We start from the raw sequence: 18,772 nt of genomic DNA on the forward strand, positions 1-18,772 counted from the left end.
GCATGCAAATCCGTTTAGCATCTTTGCAAAACCACCAGGTGAACTGGGACGATCTGCGTCTGCTGATCGTGGTGGCGGGCCATCCGTCTTTGCTGGAGGCCGGGCGGGTGCTGGGCATTGCGACCACCACCGTGTCGCGCCGCCTAGCCGCGCTGGAGGCTGGCGTGGGCGCGCAACTGGTGCACCGAACCCATGTGGGAACCGTGTTGACCGTGGCGGGCAAGGCGTTGGTCGCGGCCCTGGAGCCGCTTGCGCTGGAGCTGGAGGCTGCATTGCGGCAAAGCGCGGGTGCCGACAGCCAGATAGAAGGCGCCATCAAGGTCTCGGTTGCCGAAGGCCTGGTGCCCTTGACCCTGGAGGCTATTCAGTCCTTCCGCACGGCGCATCCGGGCGTGGTGTTTGAGCTGGACGCATCGCACCGCAGCCTGGACATGGGCAAAAACGAAGCCGATGTGGCGGTGCGCATGCTCCGGCCCAAGTCGGACGGCCTGGTGGTGCGGCGCATCGGCCCGGTGCATTTTGGTGTCTACATGTCCAGCCAACTGCCGCTGGCCCGGTCCGCACAACGTGGGGCGGGTCTGCTGGCGCGCATGGAAGGCGTGGTGCTCGGCGGCGAACTGGCGGGGCTGAAGGAAACGGTGTGGCTGAGTGCATGCGTGCGTGCCGTGGCGCTGCAAACGGAAACCTTGGGCTCGCTGATCGATGCAGTGCGGCGCGGCATCGGCGCGGGGGTGATTCCGGATGAACTGGTACGGGCCGATAGCCGCCTGCGCCGGCTGTGCGACTGTGAAGCCGTGCCGCAAAAAACACTCTGGCTGGTAATGCACCAGCGTACCGCGAAGCTGCCGCGGATTCGGCTGTTTGCCGACCACATGACGGCGCATTTGCGCGCTGCTTCGGCAGGCGCCGGCGCCGCTGTGACGCAATAGGGTGAAATAGACCGCCAGCGCAGATAAAACCTGCGCAGGCAGCTTCCAATTTCATAGCAAGCAACTCAGGCCTTGCCGCTCACCTCGTGGCCCGCATTCGGCGCCAGCCGCAAGGACCATGCGGCTGCCACGGCCATTAGCGCGGCACCGGCCAGCTGGGCGTGCTGGAAGTCGGCCAGCCCCAGGGCCGCCGCACCGCGCAGCTGCTGGAACAGGGCCAGGGCCAACGCGGCAAAAGCCACACCCAGCGTGGCACCCACCTGTGCCGACATGGCAGACAAAGTGCTGGCACCGGCGCGCTGCTCGGCGTGGATGTCGGCAAAGGCCAGGGTGGACACCGTGGTGAAGTGCATGGAGCGCGTCATGCCCGCGATGAACAGTACCGGGTAGACCAGGGCCATGGGCTGGCCCGGCGCCAGCAAGCCGCAGGCCGCCATGGCCGCTGCGCACAGGGCGCCATTCACCGTCAAAACCCGGCGAAAGCCGAAGCGGCGCAGCACCGGCGTGGTGGCACTCTTCATCACCAGGTTGCCGCCCATGTAGACCAGGATCATCAGCCCGGCCTGGAAGGCGTTCAAGCCAAAACCGATCTGGAACATCAGCGGCAGTAGGAACGGCGTGGCGTTGATCGCAATGCGTGCCAGCATGCCGGCAGACAGGGTGCTGATGGAAAAGCTGGGTACGCCCACGGCGCTTAGGTCCAGCATGGGCGTGGGGTGGCGCAGCGCGTGGCGTGTCGCCAGCACCCCGGCAACGCCGGCGCAGCCCAGCCACAGCAGGGCGACCTGGGCCGAGCCTTGCACCTCGCCCAGCAGCGCCAGGCCATGCACCAGCCCGGCCAGTGCCACGGCGGTATACACAAAGCCGACCAGGTCGAATGGCGTGCGCTGGGCGGTTTCATTCGGCACATGGCGCAGCACCAGCCAGATGCCGACCAGGCCCAGCGGCAGATTGATCAAGAAGATCCAATGCCAGGACGCATAGGTGGCGATCAACCCGCCCAGCGGCGGCCCTAGCACCGGGCCTATCAGCCCTGGCCAGGTGATCAGGCCCAGGGCCTCGATCAACCTGGCTTTGGGCGTGCTGCGCAGTACCACCAGCCGGCCTACCGGCGACATGAAGGCGGCGGCCATACCTTGCAGCGTACGCGCGGCAATAAAGCTCCACAAATTGGGGCTGAGCGCGCACAGCAGCGACGACAGGGTGAACAGGGCGATGGCCCCGGCAAACAGCTTGCGCGTACCGAAGCGGTCGCTGGCCCAGCCAGCGGTGGGTACGAACACCGCCAACGCCACCAGGTAGGCCGAAATACTCAGGCTCAGGTCCAGCGTATGGGTGTGGAAGCTGGTGGCGATGGCCGGCAGCGCGGTGGTGACGATGGTGCTGTCCAGCGTCTCCATGAAGAAGGCCGTCGCCACGATCAGCGGAATACGGCGGGAGAAAGCAGGTGCTGCTGCGCTAGGGATGGGCATAGGTGAAAAGTGCCGCTAGCGCAGGTGGTATTTGCGCCGGCAGCTATGGTTTTGGCAGCTCTTCCAGGGTTTCGTCGGCCTCGAAGCTGTCGCGAAAGCTGAAGTACACCGAGCACATGAACATGCTGGTGGTCAGCAGGCTGACGGCGTAGGTGCCCATGACCAGCACTTCGCTTGAGTTCAGCAGCAGCGCCAGGATCTGCACCACGATGCCTTCGGCCATCACCACTGCGAACCAGGCCAGGCCGAACACCACGTAGGCGCCCTTGTTGCGCCAGCAGCCCACCAGGCTGAAGAACAGGCTTTTCACCGGCGCAATGCCGTGCCAGTGCGTCAGCGCTGGCGCGTGCCAGAAGGCCAGCGACAAGGGCAGATGCAAAAGCATGAACAAAAATATGCCGCGCGGCAGCTCCATGCCCGCTGCGCTGCCGGCCGCCTCGTCCTGCGGGCCGTGCAGAAAGAACATGCGGGCGAATTCGCCGCCGTCCGCCAGCGCGGTCAGGGCCACGATGACGCAAAACCAGAAGGTGTAGATCAGCCCCAACACCAGCAGGGGCTTGGTGCTGGCTTGCGGGCCGCGCAGGCCGGTGAGCAGTACCGTGGGCATGGGGAAGCTGCCCTGGCTGGCGCGCTGGGCCGCCGCCATCAGGCCCAGGCCCAGCGTGGGCAGCAGCATCAGCGACACCACGCTGCCCAGTATGGGCACCAGGTTCAGCACCGACAGCGTGGCCATGAACAGGAAGAACAGGCCGGTCAGCGCCAGCGGCTGTTTGAAGAACACCTGTATGCCCAGCCGCACCCACACAATGCCAGTGCGTGCCGGGACAATTTTGAGTTTCATGGAGAGATTCGCTGGTGTCAGAGCGTGATGGGGTGGGCCACGCGTTCGCGCAGAACACGTTCGAAATGGCCAGGGTCGTGGGGCTTCAGCATGGCCGCTTCACGCGGCAGATGCCAGTCCCACAGGCGGGAGATCCAGAAGCGCAGAGCACCGGCGCGCAGCATGGCGGGCAGCAGCTGGCGCTCGGCGGCGGCCAGCGGGCGCACCGCGCAGTAAGCGTCTAAAAAGGCCTGGCAGCGTGCCGCGTCATTGGCGCCGCTGGCCAGATCGATGCACCAGTCGTTCAGGCACACGGCCAGGTCAAACAGCCAGGTGTCGATGCCAGCGAAATAGAAGTCGAAGAAGCCGCTGAGCTGCGGGCTGCCGTCCACCGTGTCGAACATCACGTTGTCGCGAAACAGGTCGGCGTGGATGGGGCCGCGCGGCAGGGCCACGTAGGCGCTGGATTCGGCAATGTGGTTCTGGTAGGCCAGCTCGCTTTGCAGCAGCTGGGCCTGGGCCGGCTCCAGGTGCGGCATAACCACGGGCGCAGTTTCGTTCCACCAGGGCAGGCCGCGCAGATTGGGTTGCTCCATGTCGAAGTCGCGGCCGGCCAGGTGCATGCGTGCCAGCATGTCACCTACGGCAGCGCAGTGCTGCACGCCCGGTGCCAGTTCGCTCTTGCCGCGCAGCTTGCTGACCACCGAGGCGGGCTTCTTCTTGACGGTGTGCAGGATGTTGCCGGTTTTCGTGGCCACCGGGTCGGGCACCGGTATGCCGCGCTGGGCTAGGTGCTTCATCAGGTGCAGGTAGAACGGCAGCTGCTCGAAGCTCAGGCGTTCGAACAGGGTGAGCACGAATTCGCCGCTCTCGGTGGTGACGAAGTAGTTGGTGTTCTCGATGCCGCCTTCGATGCCGCGCAGTGCGCTGACTTCACCCAGATCCAGTTGGCGCGCCAGCGCCTGTGCCTCTTTCAGCGAGACCTTTGTGTAGACCGCCATGGCTTAGAAGCTGATCAGTTTCCAGACCCGCTGGCCCACGCTGCCCGAGCCGCCATCGCGCTCGTCAATGCGGCGGTTGCGCGCGCCATTGGCTGGCACCACTTCATAGGCGGGCATGCCGTTGCTGGGCTGGACGCTGATGTTCTGCGTTTCACCACCGACGCGCAGTTCGCTCACGCGGGCGCCGGAGTCGATGACTTCAATGTGCTCAATGCGTTGGTCAATGGGCGGTGTGGGGGCAGCAGGTGCTGCGGCCCAGGCTGAAGACATGCTCAGCAACAGGCTCAGAAAGACAAGGGGGAGGGATAGAAGGGCGCGCATGCGCACGATTGTAGGTGTATGCGCCAATGCTGATAGGCCAGCGTGGTGTTAAGCGGCCTAGTGGCCCGTGGGATAGACCCTTGACCAGGTCAGCATCAGCAGCGTGGCCGCCAGCGCCCAGCTGGCCGTGGCCGACAGCAGGGTGGTGGTCAGCGTGCAGCGCAGGCTCAGGGCGTAGACGGTCAGCAAATACACGGTGTAGGGCAGCAGCGACCACAGGCCGAACAAGGCGGTAGTGCGCAGATCGGCCATCGAGCGTTCGCTGCCCACGATGGCATGGGCGATCAGTGCGAAGGTGGGAAACAGCGGCACCAGCCCGGCCACCACGAAATTCTTGGAGCGAGACAGCAGCGCAATCGCCAGCACCGCCAGCGCACCCAACAGGCATTTCAGAAACAAGGACAGCATGGGACGGCTCAGCGGGTTGCGGGTGTGGCGGGCACCACGGGCGCCACGGGCTGCATCGCCGGTACGGCGGGGGCCACGTTGGCGTCGGGTGCAGGCTCGTCAAAACCTATGCGTATTAGCTCGCCGTTTTCCGGTGGCTCGGTATAGGTCCAGTCGTTCAGCGCGTCGCGCATCACGCTGGAGGGTGCCTCGAACGGGGCCACCGGCACACCCTTGAGTGCATGGCCCATGTAGTCGATCCAGATGGGCAAGGACAGCGTGGCACCAAAGGCGGTGCTGCCCAGGCTGCGCGGAGTGTCATAGCCCATCCACACCACCGTGGCCAGGGTGGGCTGGAAGCCGGCGAACCAGGTGTCTATCGCGTCGTTGGTGGTGCCAGTCTTGCCGTACAGGTCAGGGCGCTTCAGCATGGCCTGGGCCTTGGCGGCGGTGCCGACGCTGGTGACGCTTTGCAGCAGGCTGTTGGTGATGAAGACATTGCGCTCGGGCACCACACGGTTTTCATCGGTCAGGGCGGGGGCAGGCGGGGCTTCGAACAGCAGCTTGCCCTGGGCATCGGTGATGCGCTCGATCACCACCGGCGGTAGCAGATGCCCGCCGTTGGCGAATACCGAGTACGCCGAAGCCAGCTGCAGCGGCGTGGTGCTGCCCGTGCCCAGCGCCAGCGTCAGGTTGTCGGGCTGCTTGTCGATGTCAAAGCCGAAGCGGGCCGCCCAGTCGCGGGCAGTTTGCACGCCCAGGAACTGCAGCAGCCGGATGCTGACCAGGTTGCGCGACTGGAACAGGCCCTGGCGCAGGCTGACTGGGCCCAGGAACTGGCCGTCGTCGTTCTGCGGGTTCCAGGCCGGTGCGCCGTTCGCAGCCGGCGTGTTCAACGGCGCGTCGTTCACCAGGGTGGAGGGCATCACGCCCTTGTCGATGCCGGCGGAGTAGATGAAGGGTTTGAAGCTGGAGCCTGGCTGGCGCGAACCCTGGGTCACGTGGTTGAACTGCTGGTCGGAGAAGTCGAAACCACCCACCAGCGCACGCACCCGGCCGGTCTGTGGCGTCAGCGACACCAGGGCGCTTTGCACCTCGGGCCATTGCGATACGGCCCAGTAGCCGCCACCCTTGCCGTCCTGGTGTTGCACGCGGATGATGGCGCCACGGCGCAGCGCCAGCGGGGCCAGGGCCTTGGCGCTCAGCGCGGGTTGGGCCCAGCGCAGGCCATCGCCCTGGATGTGCAGCGTCTCGCCGGTGGCCAGGCGGGCCACCACTTCTTGCGGGCTGGCTTGCAGCACGATGGCCACGCGCAGGTCTTCGTCGTCGCTGTAGTCTTTCAGCGCCTGGGCAGCGGCAGCGTCTTCTTCGGTGGCATCGGCCGGGGCGGGCGGCAGGTCTTCGTTCTCTTCAGGGCCCCGGTAGGCCTGCTTGCGGTCATAGGCCAGCACACCCTTGCGCAGCGCCTGGTAGGCGGCCTGCTGGTCGGCGGCGATCAGCGAGGTATAGACCTTGATGCCTTGCGAATAGGCTTGTTGGCCATAGCGCTCAAACACCGCCTGGCGCGCCATTTCGGCTACGTACTCGGCATGTACCGGCACCTGCAGCGGCGAGCGGATCACCAGCTTTTGCTTGGTGGCGGCGTCGAACTGGGCCTGGTCGATCACGCCCACGCTGAGCATGCGGCCCAGCACCAGCTGCTGGCGCCGGGTGGCGCGTTCCATATTGCTGATGGGGTTGGCGAAGGCCGGGTTCTGCGGCAGGCCGGCCAGCATGGCCACCTCGGCCACGGACAGCTCGGGCAGCGTCTTGCCGAAGTACACCTGGGCGGCAGCGCTGAAGCCGTAGGCCCGGTGGCCCAGGTAGATCTGGTTCATGTACAGCTCCAGGATCTCGTCCTTGCTCAGGCTGTGCTCGATCTTGATGGCCAGCATGGCTTCTTTCAGCTTGCGCTCGGCCGTCTTGCGGTTGCTCAGAAAGAAGTTGCGCGCCACCTGCTGGGTGATGGTGGACGCGCCCTGGCGCCGCCCGCCCGTCAGGTTGGACACCACGGCACGCAGCACGCCGATAGGGTCGATGCCGCTGTGCTCGCGAAAGCGCGCGTCTTCCACCGCCAGCAGCGCGTCCTGCATCAGCTTGGGGATTTGGGCGATGGGCAGGAAGTCACGCCGCTCGGAGCCAAACTGCGCAATCTCCACGTTGTCGCTGGTGTAGACCTGCATGGCCTGTTGCGGCTGGTAGCTGGTGACCTTGTCCAGCGGCGGCAGGCCGGGGTAGTACCAGACGGCGGCAATCGCCAGCACCAGCGTGCCGATCACGCCCAGGCCCAGGCAGACCCAGATTGCGGTGAGCCAGAGCTTGCCGGTTTGGGCGCGGGGCGGTACGGGATGGGAGGAGGAAAAGGTGTGGGGGCTTGGGGTCATGTCAGCTATGGCGCGGGTGCCGGTTGGGGCACGGGCACGGGCGCTCTGAATGCGGATATTGGACGTTCCGTCGCGTGGGCGAGCGGGCTGGCATCGGAGTGGCGGCGGGCCCTGCAAAGATTGGGCAAGTTAATGGGGCGGCTCCGGGGTCGGTCGTTGCGGAGCTTAGCGGCTGGCTGTGAAGGGAGTGTAAAGCGGGGTGCCGCACCCCATGCAAGCATTTGTAATGCTATTGAATTAGTAGCTGCTCGCGCAGGTAAATTCTGCGCTAGAGCCGTATTTTTTATAAAAATAGAGCCTGGCAAAATACCTGCACGCGTTGCGCGGCGGGCGGTGCGCTGCTCGCCTGAGGGCTGAAAGGGCCTGCGCTGGTATGCTAGGGCTTACCCCAGTTGTGAGCGATTAATGCACGCCAGAGTTTGATAATCGCACGGGATGCAGGTCCGCTGTATGGCGATTTGCCCTTGTCGCCACTACATTCTGCTTCGCACTGCGGCCAGGTCTGGCCGCTAACGGACCATCTGAACGCTGGCGCGACCGCACCTTTCGCCCTCTGTCTGGCATGCGCCGCTTGCAGCACAACGTTCACCCACCCAGGAGACATGCATGAGCACCACCGCCGGCGATTCACGCGCCAAGCACCAGTCGAAGAAGGCCACAGCCAGTGGCTGGATCGGCTCGGCGCTGGAGTATTACGACTTCTTCATCTACGCCACTGCGGCGTCGCTGATCTTTCCGCAGATCTTTTTCCCCAAGGGCGACCCTACGACCGCCATCATCGCCTCGCTGGCCACCTATGGTGTGGGCTATGTGGCGCGCCCCATCGGGGCCTTCTTTCTGGGCCACTGGGGCGATACCCAGGGCCGCAAGAAAGTGCTGATCATCTGCATGTTCCTGATGGGCTTTTCCACCGTGGCCGTGGGCCTGCTGCCAACCTATGAACAGGTGGGTCTGTGGGCGCCTGCGCTGCTGGTGATACTGCGTTTGATCCAGGGCTTTGCCGTGGCGGGGGAAATCTCCGGCGCCAGCTCGATGATTCTGGAGCACGCACCCTTCGGGCGCCGTGGCTTCTTCTCCAGCTTCACGCTGCAGGGTGTGCAGGCCGGGCAGATTCTGGCGGCGGCGGTGTTCCTGCCCTTGGCGCACTTCATGCCCACCGAGGCCTTCAACACCTGGGGCTGGCGCATACCTTTCATCCTGAGCTTCCTGGTCATCGTGGCCGGCTACATCATCCGCCGTGAAGTGGACGAAACCCCGGCCTTCGCCGAGGAAGGTGCCCAAGGCAAGGTGCCCAAGGCCCCCATGGTCCAGGCCGTGACCGAGAGCTGGCGCGACATGCTGCGCGTGATGTGCTGCTCGCTGATGAACGTCATCCCCGTAGTCACCACCATCTTCGGCGCGGCCTATGCTGTGCAGCCCGGCTACGGCATCGGCTTCGAAAAAGACGTGTACCTGTGGATTCCGGTGATGGGCAATATCGTCGCCGTGCTGGTGATCCCCTTCGTGGGCAATCTGTCGGACAAAATCGGCCGCCGCATTCCCATCATGGTGGGTGCCATCGGCTCCGGCCTGCTGTCTTTTGGCTACCTGTACGCCATCAGCGTGCACAACGTGCCCCTGGCCATCGGCATGTCCTTGCTGATGTGGGGCGTGGTGTACCAGGGCTATAACGCCGTGTTCCCCAGCTTCTACCCCGAGATGTTCCCCACCCGCACCCGGGTGTCGGCCATGGCCATTTCGCAAAACCTGGGCACGCTGGTCACCGCCTTGCTGCCCGCGCTGTTCACCGCTGTGGCGCCCCCCGGTGCCATGAATATCCCGTTCACCATTGGCTCCATCACCCTGGCCGTGACGGTGATTGCCGCCATCTCCGCCTGGACCGCCCGCGAAACCTACCGCGTGCAGATGGTGGACTTGGGCAACCCCGACGCCGTGCCCGTGCCCAAGAAGGCCTACGACGCCGCCCGCGAAAAGCTGATCGCCACCGCAGAGGCCCGCGCCTAAGTCTGCTGGATACAGTCTCCTTTTAGCTGCCCGCGTAGATGTAGTCTGCGCCGGCAGCTATTTTTCTTATAGCGGGTTATCCTGCGGGTTTGGCTTTTTGTAGACCGCATGCTGAACCGCCCACTCCCCCTTCTATTAATCACCGGCAGCCTGCTGGGCCTGGGCTTTCCTTTGGGCAAGCTGGCGGGTGTGGCCGGTATTGCACCCATCGTCTGGTCCTGGGTCATGGCGGTCGGCGCGGGGCTGGTGTTGCTGCTGGCCTTGCGGCTGGGCCGCGTGCGGCTGCCGATGGACGCACGCCACCTGCGTTACTACCTGGTGACGGGCACGGTGTCCAACGCGCTGCCCAATCTGCTGGTGTTCAGCGCCATGTCGCACCTGGGTGCGGGCTTCATCTCCATCTTCTTTGCGTTTTCACCCATCTTGACCCTGGTGCTGCACAGCCTGCTGCAGCGTCGGCGCCCCGGTGCCTTGGGAGCGACGGGCATTGCCCTGGGCTTTGCCGGGGCGCTGGTCATCGTGCTGTCTAAAGGCCGTGTGGACACGCCCGGTGGCGGCGCGGCCCTGTGGCTGGCGCTGGCTTTTTTGATTCCGTTGCTGCTGGCCTGCGGCAATATCTACCGCACGCTGGCCTGGCCCGCTGGCACCAGCGGCCTGGCCCTGGCGGCGGGCACCAACCTGGGGGCTGGTGCTGTGTTGGGTGTGCTGTCCCTGCTGTGGACCGGCAGCCTACCGCTATCGGCCGCCCTGGCTATGCCCGGTCTGCTGCTGGCCCAGGTCGCCATCAGCGCGGCCATGTTTGCCGTGTTCTTTCGCCTGCAAAGCGTGGGCGGGCCGGTGTACCTGAGCCAGATCGGCTACGTGGCCGCCGCCGTGGGGCTTGGTACCGGCACCTTGGTGCTGGGCGAGCACTACGGCCTGCTGACCTGGCTGGGGGCGGCGGTGGTGGCCGTGGGCGTGCTGGTGACGACGCGGGCGCAGCAGGCAGGGCGCTAAGCGTGTTTTTGGCCTGCAGCGCAATAAATACCTGCGCAGACAGCTATCTAAAGAATAGCAAATTCATTTCTTCCCGCCGCCGTGCTCCATGGCAAAGCGCAGCAGCGCCGCACTGCTGTCCAGCCCAAAGCGCTGGCGGATGTTGGCGCGGTGGGCGTCCACGGTGCGTGAGTCGATGGCTAGCGCTCGGGCAATCTCTTTGCTGGTCAGGCCCTGCGCCACCAGAGCCAGCACCTCGGTTTCGCGGGCGGTCAGGGCGGGTTGCTGCTGGCGCCGGTCCAGGGCGCGCTTCAGGCCGGCGGGGTAGTGGGTGGCGCCGCCCATCACGGCTTCAATCGCCTTGACCAGTTCAGCCGCTTCGGATTCTTTCAGCACAAAGCCCTGTGCGCCCGCGTCGAAGGCTTGCAGCATGTGCTCGTCCTGCGTGGACGCGGTGAACACCACGTAACGGATGTCCGGCTGGCGCTGGCTCAGCTGCTGTATCAGCTGAATGCCGCTGGTGGGCTTCATCTGCAGGTCGGTCAACACGATGTTGGGGGTGTGCTGCTCGGCCAGCACCAGGGCTTCCTCGGCGCTGCCGGCATCGGCGACCACCTGCATGGGCGGGCCATAGGCGCCTAGCAGTGCGCTCAGGCTTTGGCGCACGATGGGGTGGTCGTCCACGATCAGCAGGCGGATGGTTGGGGTGGCGGTCATCAGAGTTTCAATAGGTGGGGTGGCAGGCGGGCGCTGAGCAGGGTGGCGCCGTGCGCAGACGTGATGCTGAACTGCCCGCCCAGCATCTCGATACGCTCGCGCATATTCGTCAGGCCCAGGCCAGCGCGCACCTGGCGCAGGCTGGCCTGCACGTCGAAGCCTGCGCCGTCGTCGCGCACCTGCAGCGCCAGGCCGGCGGGGCCGTGCTTCAGCTGCAGGTCCACATGCTGGGCCTTGGCGTGTTTTTCCACATTGCCCAGGGCTTCCTGCGCCACGCGGAATAGGGCGGTGGCCACGGCCTCGGGGATGGGCGGCAGCGTGGCCACCTGGGCCGTGACCTGGATGCCGCTGCGTTCGCCAAATTCGCGGGCGGTCTGCTCCAGCGCGCTGGCCAGGCCCAGGTCGTCCAGCAGGGTGGGGCGCAGGTCGTGGGATATGCGGCGCACGTCGCGCATCACGGCCTGCAGCAGGCCCACGCCCTGGCGCAGTGTGGGGGCGGCGTCGCTGCCGGCGCGCTCCAGCTGCAGCAGGGCCGACTCGGCGACAAACTTCACCGACACCAGCTGCTGGCTGATGCCGTCGTGCAGCTCGCGGGCCACGCGGGCGCGTTCGTCTTCTTGCGAGTGCACCACTTGCTGCGCCATGGCGCGCAGCTTGTCGTCGGCGGCGCGCTGCTCGTAGATGTTCAATGCCAGGCCGCCGCCCGCCACCAGCAGCAGTGCCGCAGAGGCAATCAGCAGGATCTGGTTGCGCGTCTTCTGCACCGCCAGCGCGGTGGACTGGGTGATCAGCGCCTGGGTTTCCTGCAGGTGGTCCAGGTACAGGCCGGTGCCCACTACCCAGCCCCATTCGGGCACCAGCTCCACATAGCCCAGCTTGCGCTCCTCGCGCCCGGTGGACGGGCGGTTCCACAGATAGTCCACAAAGCCGCCGCCGGCCTGGGCCTGGCGCACCAGCTGCTGGATGATGGGCGCGCCCGCGCCGTCGTGCCGCTCCCACTGGGGGCGGCCTTCCAGGTCGGGCAGGCGCGGGTGCATCAGGCTGTTGCCCTGCAGGTCGTAGACGAAGAAGTAGTTGTCGTTGCCAAAGTCCATGCGGCGCAGCAGGTCCAGCGCCTGCTGCCGGGCCTGTGGCGTGTCACGGGCCCGCTCGGACAAATGGGCCACGGCCCGCCGCCCGGCCTGCACAAAGTGCTTCAGCTCGTCCTTGCGCGCCTGCAGCAGGATGGGCTGCATGGCGGCGATCTGGTCCTGCGCCAACTGGTCCGACTGCTGGCGCACCACCCACACCACGGCGGCAATCGCCAGCACCAGCGGCACGGCGGCCAACAGCAGCACCATGGCGCGTAAATGCAAGCGGAATCGGAGTTCACCCATGCGTTGATTTTGAACCAGCCCCGCCCAGGGAAAACCATTACGTAATCACTCCGTAACTCTCCTGCAAGCACACCAATGCGCCACCGCGCTGCGCGTTCGACACTGTGCGTTCGCACATCCGTTCCACCTAACAAGAGCAGAGACAATGGACACCCTCACCAAAAATCCCCTGGCCCGCACGGCGCTATGGGCGCTGATCGCCCTAGGCGGCGCTGGCGCCCTGGCCACCATCGCGCTGCACCGCGGCGAAACCATTAACGCCCTGTGGGTGGTGGTGGCGGCGCTGGCGGTCTACCTCATCGCCTACCGCTTCTACAGCCAGTTCATCGCCAAGCATGTGCTGTCGCTGGACGCCAACCGCGCCACACCGGCCATGCGCCATAACGACGGCCTGGACTATGTGCCGACCAATAAGTTCGTGCTGTTTGGCCACCACTTCGCGGCGATTGCGGGTGCGGGCCCGCTGGTCGGCCCGGTGCTGGCCGCGCAGATGGGCTACCTGCCCGGCATGCTGTGGATCTTGGCCGGCGTAGTGTTTGCCGGCGCGGTGCAGGACTTCATCGTGCTGTTCATCTCCACGCGGCGCGACGGTCGGTCGTTGGGCGACCTGATCAAGTCCGAGCTGGGGCCTATCCCCGGCGTGATCGCCTTGTTCGGCACCTTCATGATCATGGTCATCATACTGGCGGTGCTGGCGCTGATCGTCGTCAAGGCGCTGGCCGACAGCCCCTGGGGCACCTTCACCGTGGCGTCCACCATTCCGCTGGCGCTGTTCATGGGCATCTACACCCGCTACATCCGGCCCGGCAAGATTGGCGAGGTGTCGGTCATCGGCATCGTTTTCCTGATCGCCGCCATCGTGGTGGGCGGCCAGGTCGCGCAGAGCGCCGAGTGGGCGCCCATGTTCACCTTCGACGGCAAGCAGCTCACCTGGATGCTGATCGGCTACGGCTTTGTCGCCTCGGTGCTGCCGGTGTGGCTGCTGCTGGCGCCGCGCGACTACCTGTCCACCTTCTTGAAGATCGGCGCCATCGTGGCGCTGGCCATTGGCATTGTTATTGTGGCGCCGGACCTGAAGATGCCGTCCACCACGCGCTTCATCGACGGCAGCGGCCCGGTGTGGGCGGGCGGCCTGTTCCCCTTCTTGTTCATCACCATCGCCTGCGGCGCGGTGTCGGGCTTCCACGCGCTGATCTCGTCGGGCACCACGCCCAAGCTGATCGAGAACGAAGCGCATGCCCGCTTCATCGGCTACGGCGCCATGCTGGTCGAATCCTTCGTCGCCATCATGGCGCTGGTGGCCGCGTCCATCATCGAGCCGGGCGTGTACTTCGCCATGAACAGCCCGCTGGCCGTGCTCGGCCCCACGGCCGAAAGCGCCGCGCACGTCATCTCGCAATGGGGCTTTGTGGTGACACCCGATATGCTGCTGCAAACCGCCCAGGACGTGGGCGAGAAGACCATCATCGCCCGCGCCGGTGGCGCCCCCACACTGGCCGTGGGCATGGCCCACATCTTCTCGCAGATGCTGGGCGGCAAGGCCATGATGGGCTTCTGGTACCACTTCGCGATTCTGTTTGAAGCGCTGTTCATCCTGACCGCTGTGGACGCTGGCACCCGCGCTGGCCGCTTCATGCTGCAGGACCTGCTGGGCACCTTTGTGCCGTCGCTGAAGAAGACCGACTCGTGGATCAGCAACGGCCTGGCCACCGGCCTGTGCGTCGCCGCCTGGGGCTACTTTTTGTACCAGGGCGTGGTCGATCCGCTGGGTGGCATCAACACGCTGTGGCCGCTGTTTGGCATCTCCAACCAGATGCTGGCCAGCGTGGCGCTGATCCTGGGCACGGTGGTGCTGTTCAAGATGAAGCGCGAGCGCTTCGCCTGGGTCACGCTGCTGCCCACCGCCTGGCTGCTGGCTTGCACCATGACCGCCGGCTGGCAAAAGGTGTTCCACGAGAACCCGAAAATCGGCTTCCTGGCCCACGCCAACAAGTACCAGACGGCGCTGGACAAGGGCGAGCTGCTGGCGCCTGCCAAGGCACTCGGCCAGATGCAGCGCATCGTCTTCAACGACTACCTGGACGCCGGCCTGTGCGTGTTCTTCATGTTCGTGGTGATCAGCGTGCTGGTGTTCGGCATCCGCGCCTGCCTGGTGGCCCGGCGTTCCAGTCGGCCGACGGTGCAAGAGGCTGGCGGCCCCTTGCTGGCGGCCTGAGGCAGCGATGTTGAAAGAGATTGCCAACCTGGGCAGCTACCTGGGCCAGACCGCCCGGCTGATGGTCGGCGTGCCCAGCTACGACACCTACGTCGCCCACCAAAAGCGCGAGCACCCGGACCAGCCGGTGATGGGCTACGAGGCCTTTTTCCGCGAACGCCAGGAGGCGCGCTACGGCGGCAAGGGGCGGATTGGGCGCTGCTGCTAGGCGTTTCTGCCTTGTAAGAAAAAAGAGCTGCCAGCGCAGGTTTTATCTGCGCTGGCAGCTCTTTTTTTCATAGCGATTCGATCCGCAGCAAGCCCTGCACTCGGCAGGGCCGATCGGGACAGCTATCGCCTTTACCAAGCGGTATTTCATGAATGCAAACAATTGTTATTTGCATTACTACAATGCAGGGTTTTCCCTTTGCCGCTTTGTCCCGACCATGAACCGCTCCTTCCGCTTGCGCCATCTCCCTTTTCTCCTGACCATCGCCTACGGTAGCCAGGCCCTGCACGCCCAGGAGGCTGCGCCTGCAGAGCCCGCCAAGGCTACCGACGCGCCCAGCCTCTCCGCCGTGACCGTGCGGGCCACCAAGGCGCAAGGCTTTGTGCCCGAAACGGTGGAGGCCGGCAGTTTCCGGGGTTCGGACATCATGGACGTGCCGTCCACCGTCAACGTGGTCACCCGCGAGGTGCTGGACCAGCAGGGCGCGGCGGGGGTGTACGACGCGCTGCGCAACACCGCCGGCGTCACCCGCCAGCAGAACGGCGGCGAAACCTGGGACCAGCTGGTGATCCGCGGCATAGGAGTGGAAAACCGCACCAACTACCGGCTCAACGGCTCCATGCCGCTGCTGAACTTCTCGCAAATTCCGATGGAGAACAAGGAGCGCGTCGAAGTGCTCAAGGGCGCGTCGGCGCTGTACTACGGCTTCACTGCGCCAGCCGGCATCGTCAATTTTGTGACCAAGCGCGCGGGCGCCCAGCCCGTGACATCGCTGGGCCTGGTGGTGGACCAGTACGGCACGGCCCTGTCCACGGTGGACCTGGGCCGGCGCTTTGGTGACGACCAGCAGTACGGCCTGCGCGTCAACGCCGCCGGTGGTTCCCTGGGCTCGTATCTGGACGGCGCGGGCAACGGCAACCGTGGCTTTGCGTCCGCTGCCTTTGACTGGCGCGTGAACAGCCGCCTGACCCTGCGCGCCGACCTGGAATACGACCACCGCAAGACCACCGAGCAGGTCGGCGTGGCCCTGCCCAAAGCGGTGAACGGCGTCATTACCCTGCCCAGCGCGGTCGATGCCAAAAAGCTGGTGGGCCCCAACTGGTCCACTTTTGAGGCCGAAACCACCAACGCCCAGCTGCGCGCCGACTACGCATTGAGCGACAACTGGGGGCTGACGCTGGAGGCCGGCCAGTCCCAGGTCGAGCGCGACCGCCAGCTGGCCATCTTCAGCTTTGCCAACAACGCGGGCGTGGCTTCGGGCGCGGGCAGCATCAAGGGCAACATCCAGAACCTGCAGGCCAGCTCGGACTTGCTGCGCGCCGAGCTGTTTGGCAGCTTTGCCGCGCTGGGCGTACAGCACGGCCTGACCCTGGGCGCCACGCGCACCCGCTACAGCCAGGACCCGGTATACCAGCAAACCTACACCATCGCCTCGCAAAACCTGTACAACCCGCTGCCCATTACCACGGTGACCTATGGCGCGGTGCCCACCACCCCGACCACCGCCGCGCTGGACACCGTGGACACAGGTCTGTACGCGCTGGACCAGCTGCAGCTGTCCAGCCAGTGGCAGCTGATGCTGGGCCTGCGCCAAAGCCGCTACCAAAGCGACCAGGGCAGCGCCCACTACGACGACAGCAAGACTACGCCCATGGCGGCCCTGGTCTATAAGCTGACGCCCGACCTGTCCTTCTACACATCCTTCGCCAACGGCCTGGAGCAGGGCGACACCGCGCCCACCGGCACGGCCAACGCGGGCGAGCGCCTAGCACCGGGCGTCAGCAAGCAAAAAGAACTGGGCATGCGCTGGCGCACGCCCGGCGGCACGCTACTGTCCACCGCGCTGTTCCACATCAGCCGCCCCGGCTACTACACCACCACCAGCAACATCTATACGGCGGACGGCCGGCAAAACTACACCGGCCTGGAGCTGTCCACCCAGGGCCAGCTCACCCGTCAGCTGTCCTGGCAAACCTCGGCCCAGTGGCTGGACGCCGAGTTCGACAACATCAACGCCGACTACAACGGCAAGAGCCCGGAAAACACCGCCAAGAACACCGGCAGCGCCTTTCTGTCGTACGCGCTGGACAGCGTGCCCGGCCTGACCGTGAACGGCGGCGCCTACTACACCGGCCGCCGCCCGGTGAACGACCTGAACCAGGCCTGGCTGGGCGGCGTCACCCTGTACAGCCTGGGCGCCCGCTACGCCACCCGCCTGGCCGGCTACCAGACCACCTGGCAGCTGAACGTGGACAACGTGGCCGACAAGGAATACTGGGCTGCTGGAGGGACACGCCTGGCTGCGGGCGCACCGCGCACGGCCAAGCTGACGTTCAAGCTGGATTTATAGGAACACCCCCAGGCTGCGCGCACTGCGTGTCGCTATGCCAACCCCCTTGCAGGGGGCGATACCTACGGCCTGGCGAAGCCAGTTCCGTGGTATCTCTGGGGGGCTGCTCACGTTATTTCAAGCCAGGTGTTCCGCCCGAAATTGAGCGTGAAATATGAGCCTGGCGCAGGAACTACCTGCGCCAGTAGCTATGGATTCAGTAGCAAGTTACTCGTCCGCTGCCCACTCCACCTGCGCGCCCAGGCTGCGCAGGTTCTCCACAAAGCCCGGGTGCGCGCGGCGGATCGGCGTGGCGTTGCGGATCTCGGAGCGGCCGTTGACGCTGGCGGCCACCATGAACAGCGCAATCGCCACGCGGATGATGTAGGGGCTTTCCACCACCGCCGGCGTCAGCGGGCTGCCGCCGAAGCTGACGATACGGTGCGGGTCCGACTGGTACACATGCGCGCCGAACTTCGACAGCTCGGTGGTCCAGCCCATGGCGCCGTCATACACCTTGTTCCAGAACATCGCATTGCCCTGCGCCTTCACGCCCAGCGCGACAAAGATAGGCAGCAGGTCCACCGGGAAGTAAGGCCAGGGCGCGGCCTCTACCTTGGTCAGCACATTGCTGGTGAACGGCGTTTGCACCTTCAACGCGCCCGGGCAGTCGGCGCGCGACCAGCCGTTTTCATGCGTGATGTGCACGCCGAACTTGGCAAACGTGCGGTCGATCAGCGGAAAGTTCTCGGGCGCGCTGTTGCGCACCACCACGTCGCCGCTGGTGATCGCGCCCAGCGCCAGGAAGGTGGTGATCTCGTGGAAGTCTTCGTCAAAGCGGTACTCGCCGCCACCTAGCGTGCCGCCGCCGTGCACCGTCACGCGGGAGGTGCCCATGCCCTCGATCTGCACGCCAATCATCTGCATGAAGCGGCAGAACTCTTGCACATGCGGCTCCGACGCGGCATTCGTCAGCGTGGATACACCGCTGGCCGAGGCCGCGCACAGCACAAAGTTCTCGGTGGTGGTGACGGACGCGTAGTCCAGCCAGTGGTCGGTCGGCGTCAGCGGGCCGCGGCAGCGCACCAGCAGCGAGCCTTCGCTGCGCTCCACCAGGCCGCCGAACTGGCGGAACACGTCGATGTGCGGGTCGATCTCGCGTACGCCCAGCGTGCAGCCCTTCACGTTGTCCTCCAGCCGCGCCACGCCAAAGCGCGCCAGCAGCGGCGGCACCAGCATGATGGACGAGCGCATCTCCTCCGGCAGCCGGTGCCGCGCCGCGTCGAACACGGTTTCGCGGTGGTGCAGCTCCAGCGTGCCGGTCGCATAGTCCATCTGCACCTCGCTGCCCAGCAGCCGGAAGATGTCCAGGATCTTGCGCACATCGGTAATGTCCGGCACCCCCAGCAGCCGCAGCGGCTCATAGGTCAGCAGCGTGGCGCACAGCACCGGCAGCACGGCGTTCTTGTTGGCAGAAGGGGTGATGCGGCCGCGCAAAGGCGTACCGCCGTGGACGATGAGGTTGGACATGGGGGCGTGGAGAGAGGGGGGATGGAAAAGCTGGCGAATTATCCATGGCCCTGGGCGAGCCCGCG

The 18,772-nt window shown here is 65.6% G+C and carries 15 protein-coding genes; 6 read left to right on the top strand and 9 right to left on the bottom strand.

The window, feature by feature from the left end; genetic code table 11:
• The first annotated feature begins 2 nt into the window (after positions 1-2).
• Positions 3-929 carry a LysR family transcriptional regulator gene (locus AC4BBN_RS14035; protein ID WP_490592584.1) on the top strand — a complete coding sequence of 309 codons (927 nt, stop codon included), beginning with the start codon at positions 3-5 and terminating at the stop codon, positions 927-929.
• Between the two features lie 65 nt (positions 930-994).
• On the opposite strand, the gene AC4BBN_RS14040 is transcribed toward AC4BBN_RS14035, so the two are convergent.
• From AC4BBN_RS14040 to AC4BBN_RS14065, 6 genes are all read right to left on the bottom strand, one after another.
• A complete protein-coding gene (locus AC4BBN_RS14040; protein ID WP_490592585.1) occupies positions 995-2,401 on the bottom strand; it encodes an MFS transporter in 1,407 nt (468 codons plus the stop codon).
• A gap of 43 nt (positions 2,402-2,444) precedes the next feature.
• The gene (locus tag AC4BBN_RS14045) at positions 2,445-3,242 is read right to left on the bottom strand and encodes a BPSS1780 family membrane protein (protein ID WP_490592586.1); all 798 of its coding nucleotides are present in this window, start codon (positions 3,240-3,242) and stop codon (positions 2,445-2,447) included.
• A 17-nt stretch (positions 3,243-3,259) separates the two neighbouring features.
• Positions 3,260-4,222 (bottom strand): homoserine kinase, encoded by a 963-nt coding sequence (locus AC4BBN_RS14050; RefSeq protein WP_490592587.1) that lies wholly within the window; start codon positions 4,220-4,222, stop codon positions 3,260-3,262.
• Positions 4,223-4,225: 3 nt separating this feature from the next.
• A complete protein-coding gene (locus tag AC4BBN_RS14055; RefSeq protein ID WP_490592588.1) occupies positions 4,226-4,492 on the bottom strand; it encodes a hypothetical protein in 267 nt (88 codons plus the stop codon).
• Positions 4,493-4,600: 108 nt separating this feature from the next.
• The gene (locus AC4BBN_RS14060; RefSeq protein WP_490592589.1) at positions 4,601-4,951 is read right to left on the bottom strand and encodes a GlpM family protein; all 351 of its coding nucleotides are present in this window, start codon (positions 4,949-4,951) and stop codon (positions 4,601-4,603) included.
• An 8-nt stretch (positions 4,952-4,959) separates the two neighbouring features.
• Positions 4,960-7,353 (bottom strand): penicillin-binding protein 1A, encoded by a 2,394-nt coding sequence (locus AC4BBN_RS14065; protein WP_490592590.1) that lies wholly within the window; start codon positions 7,351-7,353, stop codon positions 4,960-4,962.
• 606 nt (positions 7,354-7,959) lie between these two features.
• On the opposite strand from AC4BBN_RS14065, the gene AC4BBN_RS14070 reads away from it, so the two are divergent.
• Both AC4BBN_RS14070 and AC4BBN_RS14075 read left to right on the top strand, forming a co-directional pair.
• On the top strand, positions 7,960-9,357 hold the full coding sequence (locus tag AC4BBN_RS14070) for an MFS transporter (RefSeq protein ID WP_490592591.1): 1,398 nt from the start codon (positions 7,960-7,962) through the stop codon (positions 9,355-9,357).
• Positions 9,358-9,465: 108 nt separating this feature from the next.
• Positions 9,466-10,353 carry a DMT family transporter gene (locus tag AC4BBN_RS14075; protein WP_490592592.1) on the top strand — a complete coding sequence of 296 codons (888 nt, stop codon included), beginning with the start codon at positions 9,466-9,468 and terminating at the stop codon, positions 10,351-10,353.
• Between the two features lie 63 nt (positions 10,354-10,416).
• Here AC4BBN_RS14075 and AC4BBN_RS14080 read toward each other — a convergent pair whose 3' ends face one another.
• Both AC4BBN_RS14080 and AC4BBN_RS14085 read right to left on the bottom strand, forming a co-directional pair.
• Positions 10,417-11,049, bottom strand: a complete 633-nt coding sequence (locus AC4BBN_RS14080; RefSeq protein WP_490592593.1) for a response regulator — start codon at positions 11,047-11,049, stop codon at positions 10,417-10,419.
• Positions 11,049-12,425, bottom strand: coding sequence for a cache domain-containing protein (locus tag AC4BBN_RS14085; protein WP_490592594.1), 1,377 nt, complete (start codon positions 12,423-12,425; stop codon positions 11,049-11,051). The genes AC4BBN_RS14080 and AC4BBN_RS14085 overlap by 1 nt, the downstream gene beginning before the upstream one ends.
• Before the next feature lie 145 nt (positions 12,426-12,570).
• On the opposite strand from AC4BBN_RS14085, the gene AC4BBN_RS14090 reads away from it, so the two are divergent.
• The 3 genes from AC4BBN_RS14090 to AC4BBN_RS14100 all read left to right on the top strand — a co-directional run bounded on the left by AC4BBN_RS14090 (position 12,571) and on the right by AC4BBN_RS14100 (position 17,198).
• On the top strand, positions 12,571-14,640 hold the full coding sequence (locus tag AC4BBN_RS14090) for a carbon starvation CstA family protein (protein WP_490592595.1): 2,070 nt from the start codon (positions 12,571-12,573) through the stop codon (positions 14,638-14,640).
• Between the two features lie 7 nt (positions 14,641-14,647).
• Positions 14,648-14,848: a YbdD/YjiX family protein gene (locus AC4BBN_RS14095; protein WP_490592596.1), complete on the top strand. Its 201-nt coding sequence runs from the start codon at positions 14,648-14,650 to the stop codon at positions 14,846-14,848.
• A 217-nt stretch (positions 14,849-15,065) separates the two neighbouring features.
• Positions 15,066-17,198 (top strand): TonB-dependent siderophore receptor, encoded by a 2,133-nt coding sequence (locus AC4BBN_RS14100; RefSeq protein WP_490592597.1) that lies wholly within the window; start codon positions 15,066-15,068, stop codon positions 17,196-17,198.
• Positions 17,199-17,405: 207 nt separating this feature from the next.
• Here AC4BBN_RS14100 and AC4BBN_RS14105 read toward each other — a convergent pair whose 3' ends face one another.
• Positions 17,406-18,707 (bottom strand): UDP-N-acetylglucosamine 1-carboxyvinyltransferase, encoded by a 1,302-nt coding sequence (locus AC4BBN_RS14105; RefSeq protein WP_490592598.1) that lies wholly within the window; start codon positions 18,705-18,707, stop codon positions 17,406-17,408.
• Positions 18,708-18,772 lie beyond the last annotated feature (65 nt).

It is taken from the genome of Rhodoferax sp. SPJ21, assembly GCF_058216335.1.

What these genes read in the sequence shown, in the direction of transcription:
- AC4BBN_RS14035 (WP_490592584.1), top strand. Translation starts at nt 3, where the DNA reads ATGCAAATCCGTTTAGCATCTTTGCAAAACCACCAGGTGAACTGGGAC.
- AC4BBN_RS14040 (WP_490592585.1), bottom strand. Translation starts at nt 2,401, where the DNA reads ATGCCCATCCCTAGCGCAGCAGCACCTGCTTTCTCCCGCCGTATTCCG.
- AC4BBN_RS14045 (WP_490592586.1), bottom strand. Translation starts at nt 3,242, where the DNA reads ATGAAACTCAAAATTGTCCCGGCACGCACTGGCATTGTGTGGGTGCGG.
- AC4BBN_RS14050 (WP_490592587.1), bottom strand. Translation starts at nt 4,222, where the DNA reads ATGGCGGTCTACACAAAGGTCTCGCTGAAAGAGGCACAGGCGCTGGCG.
- AC4BBN_RS14055 (WP_490592588.1), bottom strand. Translation starts at nt 4,492, where the DNA reads ATGTCTTCAGCCTGGGCCGCAGCACCTGCTGCCCCCACACCGCCCATT.
- AC4BBN_RS14060 (WP_490592589.1), bottom strand. Translation starts at nt 4,951, where the DNA reads ATGCTGTCCTTGTTTCTGAAATGCCTGTTGGGTGCGCTGGCGGTGCTG.
- AC4BBN_RS14065 (WP_490592590.1), bottom strand. Translation starts at nt 7,353, where the DNA reads ATGACCCCAAGCCCCCACACCTTTTCCTCCTCCCATCCCGTACCGCCC.
- AC4BBN_RS14070 (WP_490592591.1), top strand. Translation starts at nt 7,960, where the DNA reads ATGAGCACCACCGCCGGCGATTCACGCGCCAAGCACCAGTCGAAGAAG.
- AC4BBN_RS14075 (WP_490592592.1), top strand. Translation starts at nt 9,466, where the DNA reads ATGCTGAACCGCCCACTCCCCCTTCTATTAATCACCGGCAGCCTGCTG.
- AC4BBN_RS14080 (WP_490592593.1), bottom strand. Translation starts at nt 11,049, where the DNA reads ATGACCGCCACCCCAACCATCCGCCTGCTGATCGTGGACGACCACCCC.
- AC4BBN_RS14085 (WP_490592594.1), bottom strand. Translation starts at nt 12,425, where the DNA reads ATGGGTGAACTCCGATTCCGCTTGCATTTACGCGCCATGGTGCTGCTG.
- AC4BBN_RS14090 (WP_490592595.1), top strand. Translation starts at nt 12,571, where the DNA reads ATGGACACCCTCACCAAAAATCCCCTGGCCCGCACGGCGCTATGGGCG.
- AC4BBN_RS14095 (WP_490592596.1), top strand. Translation starts at nt 14,648, where the DNA reads ATGTTGAAAGAGATTGCCAACCTGGGCAGCTACCTGGGCCAGACCGCC.
- AC4BBN_RS14100 (WP_490592597.1), top strand. Translation starts at nt 15,066, where the DNA reads ATGAACCGCTCCTTCCGCTTGCGCCATCTCCCTTTTCTCCTGACCATC.
- AC4BBN_RS14105 (WP_490592598.1), bottom strand. Translation starts at nt 18,707, where the DNA reads ATGTCCAACCTCATCGTCCACGGCGGTACGCCTTTGCGCGGCCGCATC.